This is a genomic window from Pseudocolwellia agarivorans (assembly GCF_002000085.1).
GTDB classification, from domain to species: domain Bacteria; phylum Pseudomonadota; class Gammaproteobacteria; order Enterobacterales; family Alteromonadaceae; genus Pseudocolwellia; species Pseudocolwellia agarivorans.
Genome location: NZ_MUZU01000010.1, coordinates 123,916 through 142,180, shown reverse-complemented (window position 1 = coordinate 142,180; position 18,265 = coordinate 123,916). Strand labels below are relative to the sequence as shown.

The window sequence follows — 18,265 nt, the reverse complement described above, 5'->3', positions numbered from 1 at the left end:
CTCCTGTTCCACTGTACTTATATCACCTAACTTACTGTTTATATTTTTTTATTAAAGGAAAGTAAAATGAAAAATCATGTTAAGGCGTTAACGTTATTAAGTAGTGTATTACTTGTGTCATCGAGTTATGCGGTAAATGATCATTATATTCAACCTAAACTCAATAAAACCATTGGTAATGTATTAAATAGTTTAGGAAATAGCTGTCAAAACTTTAAGGCTGATACAGAAAGCGATCACGCCTTAGAGATAGGAGATCATCATCAGTCTTTTGAATTGTCTCATCAATGGAGCGATGGCACGCATACCGCTTTTATTGATCATTCAGAAACAGGTAATAACGACTATGGTCAAATATTAGCTTTTACCATGGGCACTAATATGTTTGATAGCAGCAATGATATTGTTAATTCAGACAAAACAATGTCTTTACGCGATAAACTTTTAATTACAGAACAACATCCGTCAGGAATGGCTTGGTTACCTGCACCACGTAATTCAGGACGAGATAGAGGCTACCTTTTTATCGCTTCAGAAAATGAAAACAAAGTACGAGTACGTGGCTTTAGCCGCACACAAAACCTAGGTCAAACAGGTACGATAACTCAAAATGAATTAAACCAAATTACCGATGTTTGGCTAGCACAACGTGGCAACTACACTTGGCTAATGCTGCACAACATGAACGCAGATAAAGGTGTTGCTTATAAAGCGCTAACCAGCGACCTGTTTCAATATAACACTTCAGATGAAGGTAATATTGATTTAAACGCTTTTCAAATTAACAATAATTACCGCACACCAAGCGATACAGGTTGTGGTAAAAGTATTGGGCAAAATGCTCAGTTAGTACAAGACAGTAGCAACAAGTGGTATGTTGTTCATTCTTATACTGGTGGCACTGTTTGTGGTTCTAATATTGGTAGTAACCATGTAAAAGCATATCAAGCTAACTTTAATAGTAATGGCACTTTTACTGTATCAACTAACAACACACCTGCTGCTCAAGCAACTATAGGTAATGCTTCTGGCCCAACAGATAAAGGTGCTGATGGCGCAAGTGGTTTTCGTGTAACTAAAGACGGTCGTTTAGTGGCTTATTTAGGAGCACAATATGCATATAGTTCATTTTTCAATTGGAAATCAAGTGTTAGAGAATGTCGTTCTGCTAAATAAAGTAGTCTGAACATTAATAACGCTTAACTTAATAGGCGCACTGAATATGTATTCAGTGCGCTTTGTCATTTACTCACTACTAAGTAAATTATATGAAACTAGTTACAAAATTAACGCCAACTTTATTAAACCAAGCATGGGTATTCGTCGTATTATTAATATCGCCTTCATTTGCTCAAGCTAACAATATGTCAACCGACCATTCATTTACTTTAGGTATTATTGCCGATTGCCAATATGCTAATCAGCCAGATAAAGGTCAGCGTTTATATACTAGCTGCCCTAAAAAATTAGAGCAGGCCGTTACCGACTTAAACAAGCACCCCCTTAAATCTGTTATTCATCTTGGCGACTTTATTGATCAAGATTTTAAAAGTTTTGATACCTTACTGAATATTACTCAACATTTAAAAGCGCCTTTTTATCACGTTCTTGGGAATCATGAATTTTCAATTGCTGATGAATACAAAAATAATGTAACAAGTACACTTAACATGCCTGCTCGTTATTACAGTTTTACATTGGGCGATTGGCAATTTATAGCATTAGACGGAAACGATGTGAGTACTTATGGCTGGCCTAAAAACACCGAGAAACACAAACACAATTTGGCGTTATACCAAACGAAATATAAAGGTCATGAAAACTGGAACGGTGCCATAGGCGACGAGCAATTAAAGTGGTTAAAACAACAACTCAGTTCAGCTAAAAATAATAACAAACATGTGGTATTACTGAGTCATTTTCCAATATTTCCGGAAAACCCTCATAACTTATGGAATGCTGAAGAAGTGCTTGATGTTATAAGCCAATATAAAAACGTTAAAGCGTGGTTTAATGGTCATAATCACGACGGTAATTACGCAATAAAAAATGGGATTCATTTTGTTACTTTTAAAGCCATGCTCGACACACCAGAAAATGCTTATAGCACGGTTGAATTTAGTGACAAACAAATAAAAATTAATGGCGTTGGCCGACAACAAGACATGGTGTTATTGCTTAACCTCAACTCGGATTAATGAATGTTAGCGAATTAATTAAAAGTTCTATTTATCAAAACCTTAATATTTAACATTGTTTTCCTAAACCATATTAGGCGACAAAATATCTTGTTGAGTAACTTTGCTTATTCCAAGTTGATGTCACTTAAATAATAAAGGTAATTCAACATATTAATTAAGGGTATATTTAAGCCCTACGGTAATTTGTCGACCACTTTGTACTGAAACTAAAGTACGATGATCTTGAAATTGCCGTAGGGTTTCATTTGTTACATTATTCACATCTAGTGTTAATTCCACTTGCTTATTAATGCGACAAAAACTACTAAAATCTACAAACAAGCTCTCGTCAAAACCCTCAACTTGGTTTTGTGCTTGACCAACACTTGTAATAAATTTATCGCGATAAGTGGCTGATAAACTCACTCCCCAATCATCATTATCATAATAAATACGGCTATGGTGAACTAACGTTGACAAACCCGGCGGCTGAGTCGCTATCTGTTGATTATTTTTTATTATTGTTGTTTTTCCATCAGTTAAACTTATATTGCTTGAAATACCAAAGTGTTGAAACGGAATAGGAAATTTAGCATTCAGTGATAATTCAATGCCTTTAACATAAGCGTTTCCGCCATTTACAGATTGCACAACGGTAAACTCGCTTTCAGGTGTTCTTCTGCTGTCTTCAGCCAAAAATGCTAATGGTAATCCTGTTTCTCTATAGGTTTTATTAACTGATTGCTCAATAATATGATCGTCTAACGATTTATAAAAAAACGATAAGGCACCATGACCTTGCTCAGCGTAATATTCAAACGATAAGTCTAGTGAATTGGCAGTAAATTGTTTAAGGTTTGGATTACCTAACTTGATAGATAAGTCAGCAACATTAATATCAGCAGAAGCTCTTAGCTGATTAAGATTAGGTCTTGAAATATTACGATTAGCCGCAAAACGCATCAGCCAATCAGGCGTTAATTGATAACTTAAGTTAATGCTAGGCAGCCATGCGGAATAGTTACGTTTTTTGTCTAATATTTTAGCTGACAGTTGTTCATTTAACTCCCCACTAGCACTTTGTTTAGTAGTAAACCAACGCACTCCTATGTTGCTTGATAAAACATTGTTGAATAAAGTTCCTTGTGTTTGATATTCACCATAGGCTGCTAAGGTATTTTCTTCAATATTATAAACCGTGCCCGCACGATTATTAACAGCCGTTAACTCTCGTGATTGCAGACCTGTTTCCACTATAGTATCGAATGTCGCTTGATGATCAGCAACAGTATAATCTTGTACTAAGGGTAACGACGTTAGTGTAAAGTTTGCTTTAGGTGCATCACTTATTTGTCGCCAGTCGACCCTAGAACGACGCTCCCACCCTGCTGATGAATATTGCTTAGCATGTACGCCAAATTCAAAACTTGATTGTTGAGCTATTTGGTAACTAAAATCTGACTTAAAAGTATGAAAACGATTATCAAAAGCATCTTCACGTACATCACTCCTCATTAAAGCCCATTGTTCAGGACGGGTCAGGTCAAAACCATAATGACTCTCTAAAAGACCACTTCGCCAATCAAGTTCAACTTGCTGATTTTTTGACTCTAAAAATAACTTGTCATTAATAGGGGATGAAAAATCGGCGTGTGATACCCCTAAAATAAAATTAGCGGTTAAGTTATGACTTATCGTCAGTTCGTCAGAAATTGAAACTTGGTAATACGATGTTTCTGTTTGTTGCCTCTGATGTTCGGTACGTAAATCTAGTTGGTCAAATTTCACATAAAGTAAGTCTTGATTAATAATTTCAGCATCAGTTAAAACTTGCTGCCCTCTAACATCGCCAATTAAGCCATTACTCCCGGCTGTTGCTAATTGATAATGGGTACGGTTATTTTTTAACTTTCCTAATAATACATTAACACTCAACGTGTTATTATCACTGACTTGCCATTGCAACGCGCTGTTCATTCCTAATCGTTCACGAATATTTCCCCATGCTGATAAGCTATTACCAACAGGAACAAAAACCCGATCTTCACCTTGATTATTAATAAGTTGTTGTGTGACTTCTGGTGCTACGGAATCAGCAATGTTTTTTTCATTAAAATTTGCTTGAGTCCACTGCCAAGCATGAAAGCCTTTTTCTATTGTGTCTACTTTGGCATATACCATAGAGATTAATACGCCAAAGTTATCAGAGCGTTTACTAATAAAAGCAGAAATGTGCGGGCTACGACTATGCTTTAATTGATTATATTGACCTTTAATCTGCATTGAGGAATGCCAGTAATGATCATAATAATCAAAAGGTTGTTTGCTTTTTAAATCAATAGTACCAGAAATAGCCCCTTCATCTAAATGCGCAGCATATGATTTATGTACATTAACTTGGTTAAACAATTCAGGTTCAAAAATACTAAAATCAAAACCTCTTGTACGATCAGCACCACCACGTTGATCAACGCCCGAGTCAGTGGCAAACAAAGCTTCTAAACCATTAATGCGTGTTTGACTATAGTTAGCCTGCAAGCCTCTTAAAGATATTTGCCGACCTTCACCTGAATCTCTAGAAATAGAAATGCCAGGAATGTGCGATAAAGTTTCAGCTAAATTAACTTCGCTTAAATGAAGGTCATCGCCTAGGGCAATACTTTCGATAACATTTACCGCATCTCTTTTTTCTTGAAAACGGCTTTGCAAAGACGAGCGTGGAGCAGTAACTACTACTTCATTTATTTCCGATGAATGCTTAAGAGGTATAACTTTATTGAGTACAGGAACAGCCTTAGGCGTGTTGATATGGTTAACTTCGCTTACTAAAATAACCCCATTTTTCTCAAACGATGCTTGTAAAGAACTACCAGATAACATAATTTTTAATGCGCGGTTAGCGGTATAATATCCTTTAACTTCTTTTGATTTTAGATGCTTCATACGATCAGAAGAAGCCAGAATGGTTTGCTGAGTAAAAGATGACAACTCAGCAAGAGCTGCAGACATGGGCTGCGCTTCAATAGAAAATAACAACAAGGTTTGCTGCTGACGAATGTTTAAAGTGTTTGCGACTACATCATGATTATTCAATAGGAACAAACAAATAATAATCACCAACGATGGTTTCATACTCACCTTAAACATAAACTTATATAACTCATTACAGACAGCAAATATGGCTCTGTGTTGATGAGCTACTCAGATACGATAAAAATTGCTTGAGCTTCGCGCACCACATTAATGTTAGGTAATTGCTGTAACGCCGTTAGCATTTCTTCACTTTTATCAACGTCAAAAGAAGCCGTAAAAGTGAGCTCTTTTAATTCGTCACTTTTAATAATAATAGGCACCGAACGATAACGATTTACATCTTCAACAATCACATCTAATTTTTCATCCAAATAAATTAAACGACCACTTTTCCATGTGGCAACATTGTTTTTTTCAACATGGTTTTTAGTGATTAAATCCCCATTTTTAGCCATAAAAGCACGTTGGCCTACTGTCAGCATTTCTTTTAATGGATTATCTATAGTGTTTGAATGAGATGGAAGGATAGTAGAAAGCGAAACAACACCTTCAGTCACCGAAATTCGGGTATGCTCTTGCCCTTTTCGTACTTCAAATTCAGTACCTACTACAGTAATCTCACTTGCCCCTGCAACCACATGAAAAGGTTTGTTTTTATTGGGTTCAATATCAAAATATGCCGTGCCAGAGGTTAAGTTTACTTTACGTTCGTTTGCCGAAAAGTAACTCGTAAAACTAGATTTAGCCGCTAAATAAACCAGGCTATTATCAGGTAATGTAATCGTTTTTAATTCACCAACAGCAGTTGCATATTGCTGAGTTTGTAAGGCTTGGGGCCACCATAATGTATAACCAGTGATAGTAATAATTAACGAGGCCGCAATAGCTAGCAACGTATTCATTTTTTTATGACTGCGATTCGCTATTGAAACCACTTTATTAGCTTGTATTTGTTCAACGTTAACCTGAGGTTGAGCAGCCACTGTACCTTTATGTTCAATGAGAGACTCATGCTCCACAATGTTTTCAGCTAAAGGGATATCTCTCCAAGCCTGCTCTACTTGTTTATAAACGCTTGCGTGCTTTTTTGATGCTTGTAACCAAGTTAAAAAATCATCTTTTGTTGCGTCACTTATCTGTTCAGAATAAAGGCACACTAACCAAGCATTTGCTTGCTCTTCAACGCTATTCTGAGATAATTCTTTAGTAGTCAAAACACTCTTTCCTTTTAATTTTCATGGTGATGGTCAGATGCTAAAGTACGTAAAGCATCTTTGAGCTGACGACTAATATCCGCCAAACTCCAACCCGTACTTTGTTTAATTTGCTCGTACGTTTCACCATGAATGCGACTACGAACAACAATATCTTTTTGCTTATGGGTTAACTTATCTATGGCGGTAGTCACTGATTTAACACGTTCATCTAAACTATAAATATCTTCAGGACTGCCTTCGGGAGATATAGACTCATCAACGCTCTGTAGAGCATCATCAATAAAGTCTTGTATTTTACTGTGATGCTTTGATTGATAATTTCGCCCTAGATTAATAGCACTTCTGACCAAGTAAGCTTTAGGGTGCTCTATATTTTGTATATTTTTATTCAATAACATATTACTAAACGCTTCTTGTACTAAATCTTCTGGATCAGGTGGTCCTATTCCAAAAATACGACGTACGAGCCTATTCAATTCTTTACCGTGCTCACGATAAAGTTGATCGATATAAGAACTTATATCCATGTATTAACAATAACCTTATTTATACCAATCGCAATAACCAATTGATCATTTATACTCGTTTAAATGGCCAATTACATCGTTATTTATTTAATAATTAGAACAACTAGTTATTAAAATAAATGCCTTGTATTTGACCATTTATCCTTCGTATAAAATAGCCCAATTCATTAATGCGTTTGGTATTACAACGGTAACTACACTGATACCCATAAGTTATTAGTGTGTGATGTAACCCAAAAACTGTGAATATATTAATCAGTTTTTAAATTTTAAAAGTTTTTTATGGTGTGAAAATTAATTAACGCACAACTGTAAATTATCTTACCTGTACTTTATGACAGTTCGTTTAAATATTTAAGACAGTGTTGTTTATTAATCACTTAGCAGAGTTTATTGAATTAACAGGAAATGTATTATTTACTATGGATATTTGAGTTATATATTCATATGATGGCTAGAACAATAAGATATAGGAAGTAATAAATGTTCGAAATAAGCTCAAAAAGCAACGGTGCCCTTTTTAATGTTGGTAACGAAAAAACACCTATTTTTGTTGTTGATGATTTTATGGCAAATACCACAGATATTATCAACGAAGCCGCATCTTTAAATTACATAAATGGACAAGAGCATAATAATTATTATCCTGGAGTGCGGGCCCCTGTTGGTGAAGGTTATGGTATGGCAGTTTTAAAAGCGATCGCTCCCATTTTTTATAACGTATTTAAAGTCCCTAAAGATCTTACTTTATACCCTATAAACGGTAGTTATTCATTATTAACTCAGCATGAAAAAGAGATGAATTTACTACAATGTATTCCTCATTATGATACAAACAAAATGTTTAGCTTCGCCGTAATCCATTACATTAACCCCGGTGAATTTGGCGGTACGGCTTTTTATCGACACAAGCCAACTCAATTTGAGAATATTACCGAAGGAAGAAAAGACACATACATGAAAGAAGCGCAAAACTTTTTTGATCTCCATGGTGCTCCAGAACAAAAATACTTTACACGAGGTACAGAGCACTATGAATTATTAAATATTATTGATTACAAACCTAATCGTTTAGTAATTTACCCTTCGACCTTACTTCATTCTGCTTTTATCGAAAATCCACAACACGATGTAAACAATGATGTAAGGTCAGGTAGGCTAACCAGTAACTTTTTTATAGAGTTCAACTAGGTTTCTACTAAAGGTAAAACCAACTTAATAGAAACGATAATACCACCCACATAAGCAGAATAAGCGGTATACCTACTTTCATAAAGTCTGAAAATCGATACCCCCCCGCATTCATAACTAGAATATTGGTTTTATAAGCCATAGGAGTGGCATAACTTAAGTTAGCACCAAACAGAACAGCTAAAATAAAGGGTTCTACGGGTACATTTAATTGCGTGGCAACTGAAACAGCAATAGGTGTACCTATAACCGCAGCAGCATTATTAGAAACAATATTGGTTAACACGGCTAATAACAACATAAGCGCGGATAAAATTCCGGCGGGTGGTAATCCTGATGAAACAGCAACAAAAACCTGTGCTATATATTCTGCCCCACCGGTTTGCATCATGGCAGAACCTAACGCAAGAGATGCAGCCACAATTAAAATAACTTGGCTGCTTAACGCTGAAGAGATTTCGCTCCAATCTAAGCATTTAGTCGCCAATAACACGAGAATGCCGCAAAGAGAGCTAATGGCTATAGGTAATAAACCAACAGCGGCAGATATAACAACAAACACTAAAACTAAAAGCGCTATAGGGGCTTTTTTTGTATAAGGTAAGCTTGCAGCACCATCAATAATTAAAAGACCGCGAGTTCCTTTTAAGCCATCTATTTGTTCAGCTTCACCTTGCACTAAAAGTACATCACCTGTTTTAATCGTAACGTGGCCAATACTCTGACGGCCAATTTTCATCGCCTTGCCTTCACGATGAAGAGCAACCACAGAAACGCCATAACGATAAGCGAAATTTGCATCTTTCAATGTTCTACCGACTAAACCTGAGGCTTGTATAACAACAATTTCAGCTAAAACTTGTTTGTCTTCTTTTAAAGGGTGATCATCATCAACTTTTTGGTTCCCTGAATAAAGGGTTGCATCAATAACTGTTTCAAATTCTTTTAGCTGATCAGGGTAATCATTTACCTGCAACCTGTCTCCAGCCTTAATCAAAGTATCAGGCAATGGAATAACATTACGGTTATCAGGGCTGCGTTGGATTGACTCTATCGTCATTTGATCATCAGTTAACTTAAGTAACTCGGCAACGGTTTTACCATTTGATTGGCTTTCTTCATTAATATTTAAGTAAGCGGTAAAAATTCGAGGTGATGTATCTGGTAATGTTGGCGATCGAGTCGGCAATAAGCGTGGCGCAACTATCCATAAATACGCAATAGCAATACTGGCAGCAATTAATGCAGGCACAATAAAATCAAACATACCAATTCTAGGCAAGCCCATATCACTGGCTACACTTACAACAAGTAAGTTAGTTGATGTACCTATTGTAGTGGTCATACCGCCCACTAATGTCGCTAACCCCATAGGTAATAACATGGGTGAAGAATCGGTTTTAGTTCTTATGGCAACGCTCATTAAAATAGGTAAAAGCAAAACAACAATGGGCGTATTATTAACCACTGCACTTAAAGCACCGGCAATAATAAGCGTAAGTAATAAAGATAATGTAGGGCTTATTTTCCAGAGTTTAGCCAAATACCGCCCTACAGGCTCTAAAGAGCCAGTTCTGACTAATGCATGCCCTATTATCATTAAGGCACAAACAGTAACCAAGGCTTCATGACCAAAGCCAAAAAATAAGGAAGATGCCTCTAAATGTCCGGTACTGGTTTCAAATGGAAAAACAGTAAACACTAAGCATAAAAGCACAAGTACAGCTAACGATGAGGTTTCTAAAGGAATATCGTCGCGTCTAAAAATGTATAAAGCAATAGCCGTAATGATTAACATCATTAGTGCATGATTATTAGGGATGTCAGGAATATTCAAAATAACCTCTAGTGTTTAAAAATAACAATAAATAAAAATTTATTGTTAAAACTATTCAAGAGCTTAGCTTGAGTTACTTGGCTTAGCAATAATTATAAAGAATTATTTACTTCTGAGATTACAATAAAAAGTTATATGAAAATATTAATAAAACAGAGCGTTATACCAAGTAATTCAAGGTATGTGCTCTGTTTCATCATTACTATTATTCAATAATATTTAGATGCGAAATTCCCCCGCTTAAAAAGATTTGATCACCAGTAGATGATTTAAACGATGCTACTAAACTATAGTAGTGCCCTTTTGGTAATAAAGCTGATGGCGTTACGTGATTGAGTGGTAAACTCAAGTTTGATACTCCGCCATATTTACGATTATCAGAGACCACCTTCGCATCGTTAACTTGTTTAATGTTGCGTACAAAACCTTTTTCATTTTTTTCAATAAGGCCAAGGGTTAAACCTTTTTCCTTATTTAAAACAACGTGGCTATTACTACCACCATGGTAATGAAGCTCAACGTTCAGTGGTTGCCCTACTTTATAGTTTTTTGCTTGAATTGCTTTTTTATCTTCAACCCAAAGTGAAGGTAATGCTTCCCATACCTTTACATAATCAACTTGCATCGTAGTATCTTCAGGGAAACCTTTAGTAACTACATGAGCAGGATTAGGATCAGCACGCTGACACTTAGCATTATATTTAATAAATTGACGACGTAATCCCATAGACAAAATAACATGCATGGGACGATGCCAATATAAGTTAGGTTTTTGCCCTACTAGCTTGCCATCAACATACCAAAAAATAGTGTCTTTTCTATTTTCTACGGCATAAGTATGAAATGCTTTTGAAGGATCAAAAGGTGCTTCATATCTTAATAACTGCGACTCAGGGTTGGGCTTAGGACGTTTCCATATAACTTTGTTATTTTTCCCAATAATACGGGCATGTAAATTATGATCCATCACATTAATCGCATCAGCATCATCAATACCTGGCCCATGCCAATCAGCTTGCTGAAGTTCCACAATATCAATTTCACTGTAGTCAACACTTCCTTCGACATGACGGTCAGCGAAAGGATGCCCATCGCTATATAACCAAAAAGCAGGGCTTAACCCGGGAAATAATTTAACGCCTTTCATCCTGGCTTCGTAATAACCATACACACCATCAGCTTTTGTTCGAACAGCACCTGACTTATAAAAAAGCTCTCTTTGAACCGTTGCACCATTTAAACAAACATCTTTAAAAGGTCTGGTATGTGTTTCTTGTGTTGCAACAATGTTTAATATGCCTTCTTTAACAAACGCATTGTTTTGATCGAAGCTCCAAGCACCTACATTTAAACTTTTAGGTGCGTTATCCCATTTTTTCTTATCTAAATTAGGGCTATTAAAGGTGTCTGAACGGTTACCTTTTTCTTGCCATCTTATTGTTCCTTCTTGTGCACTAACAGGTCTGATATTAGTTTGCACAACATCAGCCTGCACAGCATAAGTAAATAACAACGAGCTAAAATAAAGCCATTTCATGATGTTAATCCTCGTTTATGGTTTTTTCTTAAAAACTCTAACCCAATCAACTTCCATTGCACTTGGGTAACCTTCCGCTGTCGCATTTTCAGGCACAGGGCAACGGTCTAAACCTTGAAAAGCACCAGAGCAATTATAAGTAACATGCGGGCGACGCAAACCTAAAGATAAAGTTACACGCATAGGTAAATGCCAATATACATTGGGTTTTTGAGCAACCTGTTCACCATCTAAATACCAAGTAACGTAGTTTTCATCGACTTTTGCACCATAAATATGAAAATCATCTCTTGGATCAAAATCAACATGTACTTCATTCTTTGTCAACTCAGGAAATCCACCGGGGCGTTTCCACGCTAATTTTCCGTTTTCTATAACACGTGTATGCAGGTTCATGTCTAATAATTCAGGACCAAAATACTGCTCGTTAGTACCGGGTATCCAGTTAGATTGCTGCATTTCAACTATATCTACTTCAGAATAGCCAACATCTCCTTCTTTCGTAGGGGCTAAACCTTCTGCAACTAGGTCAGAGTTAATGCTATAAATCCAAAACGCAGGGCTATGACCGGGAAATGTTGGTGAACCTTTAATTCTAGCTTCGTAATAACCATAACTTTGGTATGTTTTAGATCGTAAAATGCCTGACTTATAGTACATATCAACATCTATTAGTTCGCCATTATTATTCCAAGCTCTACGCTGTGCAGTATGCTCTTCATAAGTCATAGCAATACTTAACTTACCGTTCTGTTGAGTTGTGTTTTCAGGCTCCCAAGACCATGGTCCCCAATCAGCTAGATCATGATCCCATTTGGTTGAATCAATAGAACCACCATCAAACTCATCAGATAGTACTTCAACATATTCCCATTCATCAGCATTAACATTAGCAAGATGAGGGATGTTTTTATTGTCGACTGATGGTTCTGCAGGATTTTCGATAACTGGTGGATCTTTTTTAACAATAGTATCTGGGTTATCTCTGCTACTTCCACATCCAGACAAAATAGATACGAATAAAAGTAACAGTGAATATTTATTATTAATCAGTAACATTTTGTAAATTTCCTTCAAATAACAAAAAAGCCACCAAAGGTGGCTTTTTAAATAAAAGTTTAACTTAAATTATTCTACTGAAACTGCAGTTTGTGCATCTAAGTATAAAATATCATCTACAGGCAGACCATCGATTTCATAAGATTGAAAAACATCTGCTACTAGGCTCCAATGATCTGGAACAGTCCAAACAGGTGTGCTAGTAAGTGGATTAATAAACTCTACTAGCTGCCAATCTGTTGTCATTTTAAGCTCTGCTGTTAGCGCACTGGCTATAGCACGACGTCTATCGTAACCAGGTCCAGTAACACAACCTTCACCTTCACAAATCCATGGGAAAAGAACATGTTTCAATGTAATAGGTGCAGCCGGCATTTTGTCTAACTTAGCCCAAACCGAAAACTTAAATTTCTTACCTATGGAGTCAGCCCCTAAGCCATAAGTAGCACTTAAATAGTTTCTTTGTTTATTAAAAACACCATTAACCGCACTGGTAGTTTCTGCATTTGTTGATGTAAACGCTAAAGAAGTACCGTCAAGTGATTCCATGCTAGTTGCAGTAACACTTGCAGGGCTACCTGCAGACGCTCCGGTCCAACCAGGAACACCATCTAAGTTAAAGTCAGTTCTCCAACCCGCCGCATTTGCAGACTCACCAGGTTCACAGAAATCATTTTTAACCACTGTTAGTTCAACATCTTGCGAAAGTACATTATTTCCTGCAGTCACACCAGTATAGCCACTATCGTAACCAACAGTTACTTTCGTTGTTTTACCAACGTTAGCACTTGTACCTGTACTAAAAACTCCTGTTGCACCAAAAGCTCCATCAGAATATTCACTTAAAAATGGTAAATCAACATTCTCTGACATCCAAGAAAATGTATATTCACCAGTTAAATCGTCATTAACAATAGTAGGCTCAACGCTAACACCAGCAAAACTACATGAAGGCACTTCTTTACTGCCAGAAGGCGTACCTAAATCTGTTAAATCTTGATTAACAATGGCTAAGTTAAAACCTGGTGTAGTATTAACTTTGACCGTAGTACTTGAATTAGTAGCAACGCTAGTTATCGTAACTTCTGTTTGTCCTTGAGAAACACCAGTAACTAAACCATTACTATCAACTGTCGCAATACTCGTATCAGCAATAGAATATGTTAATGTTTTATCATCACATGAGTATGCTGGAGTAGGTTGAGCGATTAATTGAGCTGAACCTCCGCTTGGAACATCTAAATCGGCTGCTGCAACACCTGTTATAGGGTCTGGTACGGCATTAATGGTTAATGACATTACTCTTGGCGTAGCTTCTTCACCAGCGGGTAATGTGAACCCATTATCTACAATAAATTGAACATTATATTTAATTGATGTAGGAAAATCAGGTATACCATCTCCTGTTGGATTACCATCAGCGTCTAAAGCCCCTCTTTCGTCAGTACTATCACAAAAGCGTAAAAACTCTTTAAATGCATCTGTTTGTACAGCCAGCTTTGAAGGATCTTCACCAATAAAAAATGGTGAGGTAGCTTGCCCTGTTACAGAACTAGTAGCCTGAGGTGTACTAAATGCAGGATTATCAGGCGTACTAAATATAAATTCTCGAATAAATATTGTAGAATCTTCAGAATTTAGTGGCTTACCATTTGCTGAAGCACCTTCTAATAAATCTAAAACTTGTATTCCTGAATCTTCATTTAGATTAATAACAATTTCAGCATCAGAAAATTCAACTTGATTATCAGCTTTAAAATTATAATCAACACCTTTATCACTACCACAACCAGCTAATATCGATGACGCCATTGCCACCATAATTGCATTTTTTAGTAAGTTAACTTTCATCTTACTTCTCCGTATATAATTTGTTTTTGATGTAATTACTTAACATTAAGTAATTTATAAAAATATGTAGTTTTTTAATTAAAATGTACCACGCAGGCCTAAACGGAATTGTCTACCATTTCGGTAAACCGCAACCGTACGATCGTTAGTTACACCACCATCAAAAACATTACCTTCGTCTAAAATAATTTCGCCGTTATCATTTCTTGTATCATAAGCGGTATAATACGTACGACGAGTGTCATCAGTTAAGTTAGTTGCATTGAACGTTACTGTTAACATTTGATTAATTCTATAGCTAGAACTAAAGTCTAAACGGCTTGTAGAGTCTTGCCATATTGAGCCTCCAACTAAACCATCATTAACAAGTTGCTTACCCGAATAACGGTGAGCTAAACGAAGTGATATACCGTCTTTTTCCCAGAATAATGTGCTGTTAGCTGAATGTTCTGGTGTTAACGGTTGCGGTAAAGGTTGAGTAAAGAAACCTGTTGTACCTATTTCTTGCTCATCTTTTTCAGAGTTCTGGTAAGTGTAATTAATACTTAAACCTAAACCTGATAAGTTACCTGGTAAGAAATCATAATTTTGAGTGTATCCTAATTCAATACCTTTGATTTTTGCACCATTACCATTCTTAACAATATTCACGTTTGCAGTATGACACTCTATTTGCCAAGAACTTGCTAGAGTACCGCCAGGGTAACGATGAGGTGAACACTTATCTCCCTCTTCATTTATATCTCCTGGTTGTAGTTCAGCATCATAATCTAATAACAAATTACCGTTAGCTAATTCATACTCAGAACGAACATCTTTATAATAAAAAGGTGTTGTTACAGTTTCTTCAAAATTACTCATATCTTTATGGAATAAAGCAACTGAGAATAAACCTGCCTCATTAAAGTACCACTCAAAAGATAAATCTAAGTTATTAGACTCAAGTGGTTTAAGAGCAGCATTACCAGCTTGACCACTGGCAGTAGGCTGCCAAATATTTTCATTTAAAGATATTCTTGGGTTTAATGAATCAAATCTAGGACGAGTCATCGTTTTAGAAACTGCAAAACGTGCAATCATCTCATCGTTAACCGCATAGTTTAAGTTTAAACTAGGTAATAATAATGAATGTTCTGCTGAACCTGAAGCAGGTGCCTCACGAATATACGATGAATCTTGATCACCATTAGGACCAGTAAATGATGTTGAACGATCTAAATAAGGCCAAGCCACACCGGCAGAAGCAAAACCTAAATGTGTACCTGTTTTAGTCACTACTTGATTACCATCTATATCAGTTATGGTGTTTGGTAATGGCGTTAAACTATTGTTTGTCCATACTGGAACTGCGCCACTATAATCAATATTGGTTATGCGGTTAGTTGATACACCGCCAGGTAATACCCACTGACCATCTACATACGGAATCGTTTTAGCATTAGTATAATCAAAACCATGTGTTAATGCCCAATCCCAGCAATTAGACAATTCTGATTCATTCGTAGGAGCCCAACGAGTATCAAGATTACCTGTTGAAGGATCTACACCTCTTTCTGCTGCAGGACATGGCTGAGAACCTTCAATATCACCTAAACGGCGTTCTATAAGTAGATTATATGGGTCAAGTACATGAGGTGGGCGGTAGTAATTAATATTACTTACACCGGCAGCTTCATTTTTGTCTTTCACATAACGTAAGCCGATGTTACCAGTTAAAGCTCCATCTAAGGCTTCAAAATCAACTCGAACATATGCTGCATTTGTTTCTGTTTGAATATTACGAGAACCACCACTATTTCGATCTAAACCAACAGTACCAGCTTTTCTTCCTGAGTATTGTTCAATAGCTTTGTTAGCATCAAGCATTGCCCAACCATTAAAAAATGCATTGTCTCTATGTTCAACAATACCTTCGCCGAAATCGTCGTATGGAAAAGCTTCACCAGACATCATATCTAATAAACCGATAGAGTTCATACCTGTTGTCGCGTATGAAATATCAGGGTTAGTTCTATCAATTAAAGCCGTACCCGTTGTGATACGTCTATTTTGTGTAAATACATCTTTTTCACGGTCTGAATATTTAAAACCAAATTTAGCGCCCGTTATAAAGTTAAGAATATCAAGGCTCCAATTAAAATCTACATTCAGACTTTTACTCGTATCAATCTGTTCGTTATCGCGAAATGTTAATGAACCAAGATGATTAGCTTCTAAATCGAAAGGATTAAATCGACTTGTTGCAGACGTAATAGAACCATCTAATGGGTCAATGATTGCTGGCGTTACACCTGTTTCGAATGAACACTCTGACGTACTACAATTATAACCAACAGGTTCAACAATATCTCGAGATATTGAATCGATAAGGTTAGCAGTTGTAGTTCCCCACGTAGCCGTTGATAAGCTAACATAACCATCGGTTATATCTTCAGTTTTTGAGTAACCTGCAGATACATTCATTACTAAATCATCAGTAAGACCTTGCTCAAAAGCAAGTGAAACAATATTAGTTGTTACATCACGAGCCCCTTGATTACGGTTAAAGGCACCAGCTGAACGAGGGTTAACTGAATTAGCTAGAGTACGTGTAGATAAGTCAACAGCATTATCTTCAACATCACCATTTCTATTTGCATTAGGCGCAAAGTTAAGGTTGAAGTTATGATAATCAGTTTCAACTCGCTGTTTAGTATGAGTTATATCTAATTGGATATCCGTATCATCAGTCGGTTGCCATTGAATACCTGTTGACACTGAAAAACGTTTCCTTACATCTGTATTAAGCGAGAATCGTGTTTGATCACGTGCTAATACATCTAAATCGCCTTCAACAGCCAATTGAGTATCAGGATTATAATCAACTAAACTATCAATAGAATTAGATATTCTATTGCCACTGTCATCAAGTAATAAATTTCCATCACCATCTCGTTGCCAACCAAGAACACGTAAAGCTTTACCTGAAGCTAAGTCAGTAGCTTTACGGCCATTGTTATCATTAAGGTCAGCAATACCAATAGATCCCTCAACCCACTCTGTTTCAACACGATCTTGACGAGTTTTTTGTGTATCACTTGAAGCAGTAATAACAAAACCAAGTGTGTCATCTAAAAATTTATCTGCGAAACTACCATTAATACGTGTATCGCTTTCATCAGCAAAATCATTATAGCGACCTTCAACTGTGATATTACGACGAGGCCCATTTAAATTTAATGGTTTAACTGTATTTAATCGAACAGTTGCGCCTAAAGAACCTTCTTCTTGATCTGCAGAAGCCGTTTTAACTACATCGATTGAAGATAAAATATCAGATGAGAAAGCACTTAAATCTACAGATTGGTCAGCTGTTGGATCAGAACCATCCCCAGAAAGACCACTTGTTAATGTTACACCGTTCATCTGAATTTGGTTCATTGATGGACCAGCACCACGTACCGATATACGTGCGCCCTCACCACCTTCTTCTTGAACATTTACACCTGTTACACGAGATAATGCATCAGCAATGTTTTGATCGGTTGATTTACCAACATCTTCCGCATGAATTGAATCACTAACGCCATCAGAAAAGCGTTTTGCGTTCATTGCTTTGCGTAAACTACCTGCAAACCCCGTTACTTCAATAACTTCAATTTCAGCCTGTTGCTTTTTAGCATCACGCTCAGCTTTTCTCACTTCGATTTCTGAAAGTTGCTCAGCTTCTTCAGCAGCGTATGTTGGCATCGTGATAAACGTTGCCATAATAGCCGCTGAAAGCGTTGTAATTTTAAAATTGTGTTTCATGTAGTCTCCCCCACATATTTTAGTATTTTCGGTAGATAGTTATA

11 protein-coding genes are annotated in these 18,265 nt (G+C 36.6%); 3 read left to right on the top strand and 8 right to left on the bottom strand.

Annotation, left to right across the window (positions count from 1 at the left end; translation table 11 throughout):
- The first annotated feature begins 66 nt into the window (after window positions 1–66).
- Window positions 67–1,176, top strand: a complete 1,110-nt coding sequence (locus tag B0X80_RS15410; RefSeq protein WP_077341857.1) for a hypothetical protein — start codon at window positions 67–69, stop codon at window positions 1,174–1,176.
- A 92-nt stretch (window positions 1,177–1,268) separates the two neighbouring features.
- Window positions 1,269–2,198 (top strand): metallophosphoesterase, encoded by a 930-nt coding sequence (locus tag B0X80_RS15405; protein WP_077341855.1) that lies wholly within the window; start codon window positions 1,269–1,271, stop codon window positions 2,196–2,198.
- Between the two features lie 153 nt (window positions 2,199–2,351).
- On the opposite strand, the gene B0X80_RS15400 is transcribed toward B0X80_RS15405, so the two are convergent.
- The 3 genes from B0X80_RS15400 to B0X80_RS15390 all read right to left on the bottom strand — a co-directional run bounded on the left by B0X80_RS15400 (window position 2,352) and on the right by B0X80_RS15390 (window position 6,957).
- Complete coding sequence (locus tag B0X80_RS15400) at window positions 2,352–5,312, bottom strand: TonB-dependent receptor (protein ID WP_175623959.1); 2,961 nt, start codon at window positions 5,310–5,312, stop codon at window positions 2,352–2,354.
- Between the two features lie 65 nt (window positions 5,313–5,377).
- A complete protein-coding gene (locus tag B0X80_RS15395; protein ID WP_077341851.1) occupies window positions 5,378–6,427 on the bottom strand; it encodes a FecR family protein in 1,050 nt (349 codons plus the stop codon).
- A gap of 14 nt (window positions 6,428–6,441) precedes the next feature.
- Complete coding sequence (locus B0X80_RS15390) at window positions 6,442–6,957, bottom strand: RNA polymerase sigma factor (protein WP_077341849.1); 516 nt, start codon at window positions 6,955–6,957, stop codon at window positions 6,442–6,444.
- A gap of 483 nt (window positions 6,958–7,440) precedes the next feature.
- Here B0X80_RS15390 and B0X80_RS15385 point away from each other — a divergent pair, with 483 nt between their 5' ends.
- On the top strand, window positions 7,441–8,148 hold the full coding sequence (locus B0X80_RS15385) for a DUF6445 family protein (protein ID WP_076420060.1): 708 nt from the start codon (window positions 7,441–7,443) through the stop codon (window positions 8,146–8,148).
- A gap of 7 nt (window positions 8,149–8,155) precedes the next feature.
- Here the strand turns inward: B0X80_RS15385 and B0X80_RS15380 are convergent, their stop codons facing one another.
- The 5 genes from B0X80_RS15380 to B0X80_RS15360 form a co-directional block, all read right to left on the bottom strand.
- Window positions 8,156–9,985 (bottom strand): SLC13 family permease, encoded by a 1,830-nt coding sequence (locus tag B0X80_RS15380; RefSeq protein ID WP_089024899.1) that lies wholly within the window; start codon window positions 9,983–9,985, stop codon window positions 8,156–8,158.
- Window positions 9,986–10,190: 205 nt separating this feature from the next.
- The gene (locus B0X80_RS15375; protein WP_077341847.1) at window positions 10,191–11,522 is read right to left on the bottom strand and encodes a family 16 glycosylhydrolase; all 1,332 of its coding nucleotides are present in this window, start codon (window positions 11,520–11,522) and stop codon (window positions 10,191–10,193) included.
- Window positions 11,523–11,537: 15 nt separating this feature from the next.
- On the bottom strand, window positions 11,538–12,581 hold the full coding sequence (locus tag B0X80_RS15370; protein ID WP_077341845.1) for a family 16 glycosylhydrolase: 1,044 nt from the start codon (window positions 12,579–12,581) through the stop codon (window positions 11,538–11,540).
- A 69-nt stretch (window positions 12,582–12,650) separates the two neighbouring features.
- On the bottom strand, window positions 12,651–14,432 hold the full coding sequence (locus B0X80_RS15365) for an Ig-like domain-containing protein (protein ID WP_077341843.1): 1,782 nt from the start codon (window positions 14,430–14,432) through the stop codon (window positions 12,651–12,653).
- 78 nt (window positions 14,433–14,510) lie between these two features.
- Complete coding sequence (locus tag B0X80_RS15360; RefSeq protein WP_077341841.1) at window positions 14,511–18,221, bottom strand: TonB-dependent receptor; 3,711 nt, start codon at window positions 18,219–18,221, stop codon at window positions 14,511–14,513.
- Between the last annotated feature and the right edge of the window lie 44 nt (window positions 18,222–18,265).

Bases quoted from the DNA above. Each gene is read 5' to 3' on its own strand.
- B0X80_RS15410 (WP_077341857.1), top strand. From the start codon at position 67: ATGAAAAATCATGTTAAGGCGTTAACGTTATTAAGTAGTGTATTACTT.
- B0X80_RS15405 (WP_077341855.1), top strand. From the start codon at position 1,269: ATGAAACTAGTTACAAAATTAACGCCAACTTTATTAAACCAAGCATGG.
- B0X80_RS15400 (WP_175623959.1), bottom strand. From the start codon at position 5,312: ATGAAACCATCGTTGGTGATTATTATTTGTTTGTTCCTATTGAATAAT.
- B0X80_RS15390 (WP_077341849.1), bottom strand. From the start codon at position 6,957: ATGGATATAAGTTCTTATATCGATCAACTTTATCGTGAGCACGGTAAA.
- B0X80_RS15385 (WP_076420060.1), top strand. From the start codon at position 7,441: ATGTTCGAAATAAGCTCAAAAAGCAACGGTGCCCTTTTTAATGTTGGT.
- B0X80_RS15375 (WP_077341847.1), bottom strand. From the start codon at position 11,522: ATGAAATGGCTTTATTTTAGCTCGTTGTTATTTACTTATGCTGTGCAG.
- B0X80_RS15370 (WP_077341845.1), bottom strand. From the start codon at position 12,581: ATGTTACTGATTAATAATAAATATTCACTGTTACTTTTATTCGTATCT.
- B0X80_RS15365 (WP_077341843.1), bottom strand. From the start codon at position 14,432: ATGAAAGTTAACTTACTAAAAAATGCAATTATGGTGGCAATGGCGTCA.
- B0X80_RS15360 (WP_077341841.1), bottom strand. From the start codon at position 18,221: ATGAAACACAATTTTAAAATTACAACGCTTTCAGCGGCTATTATGGCA.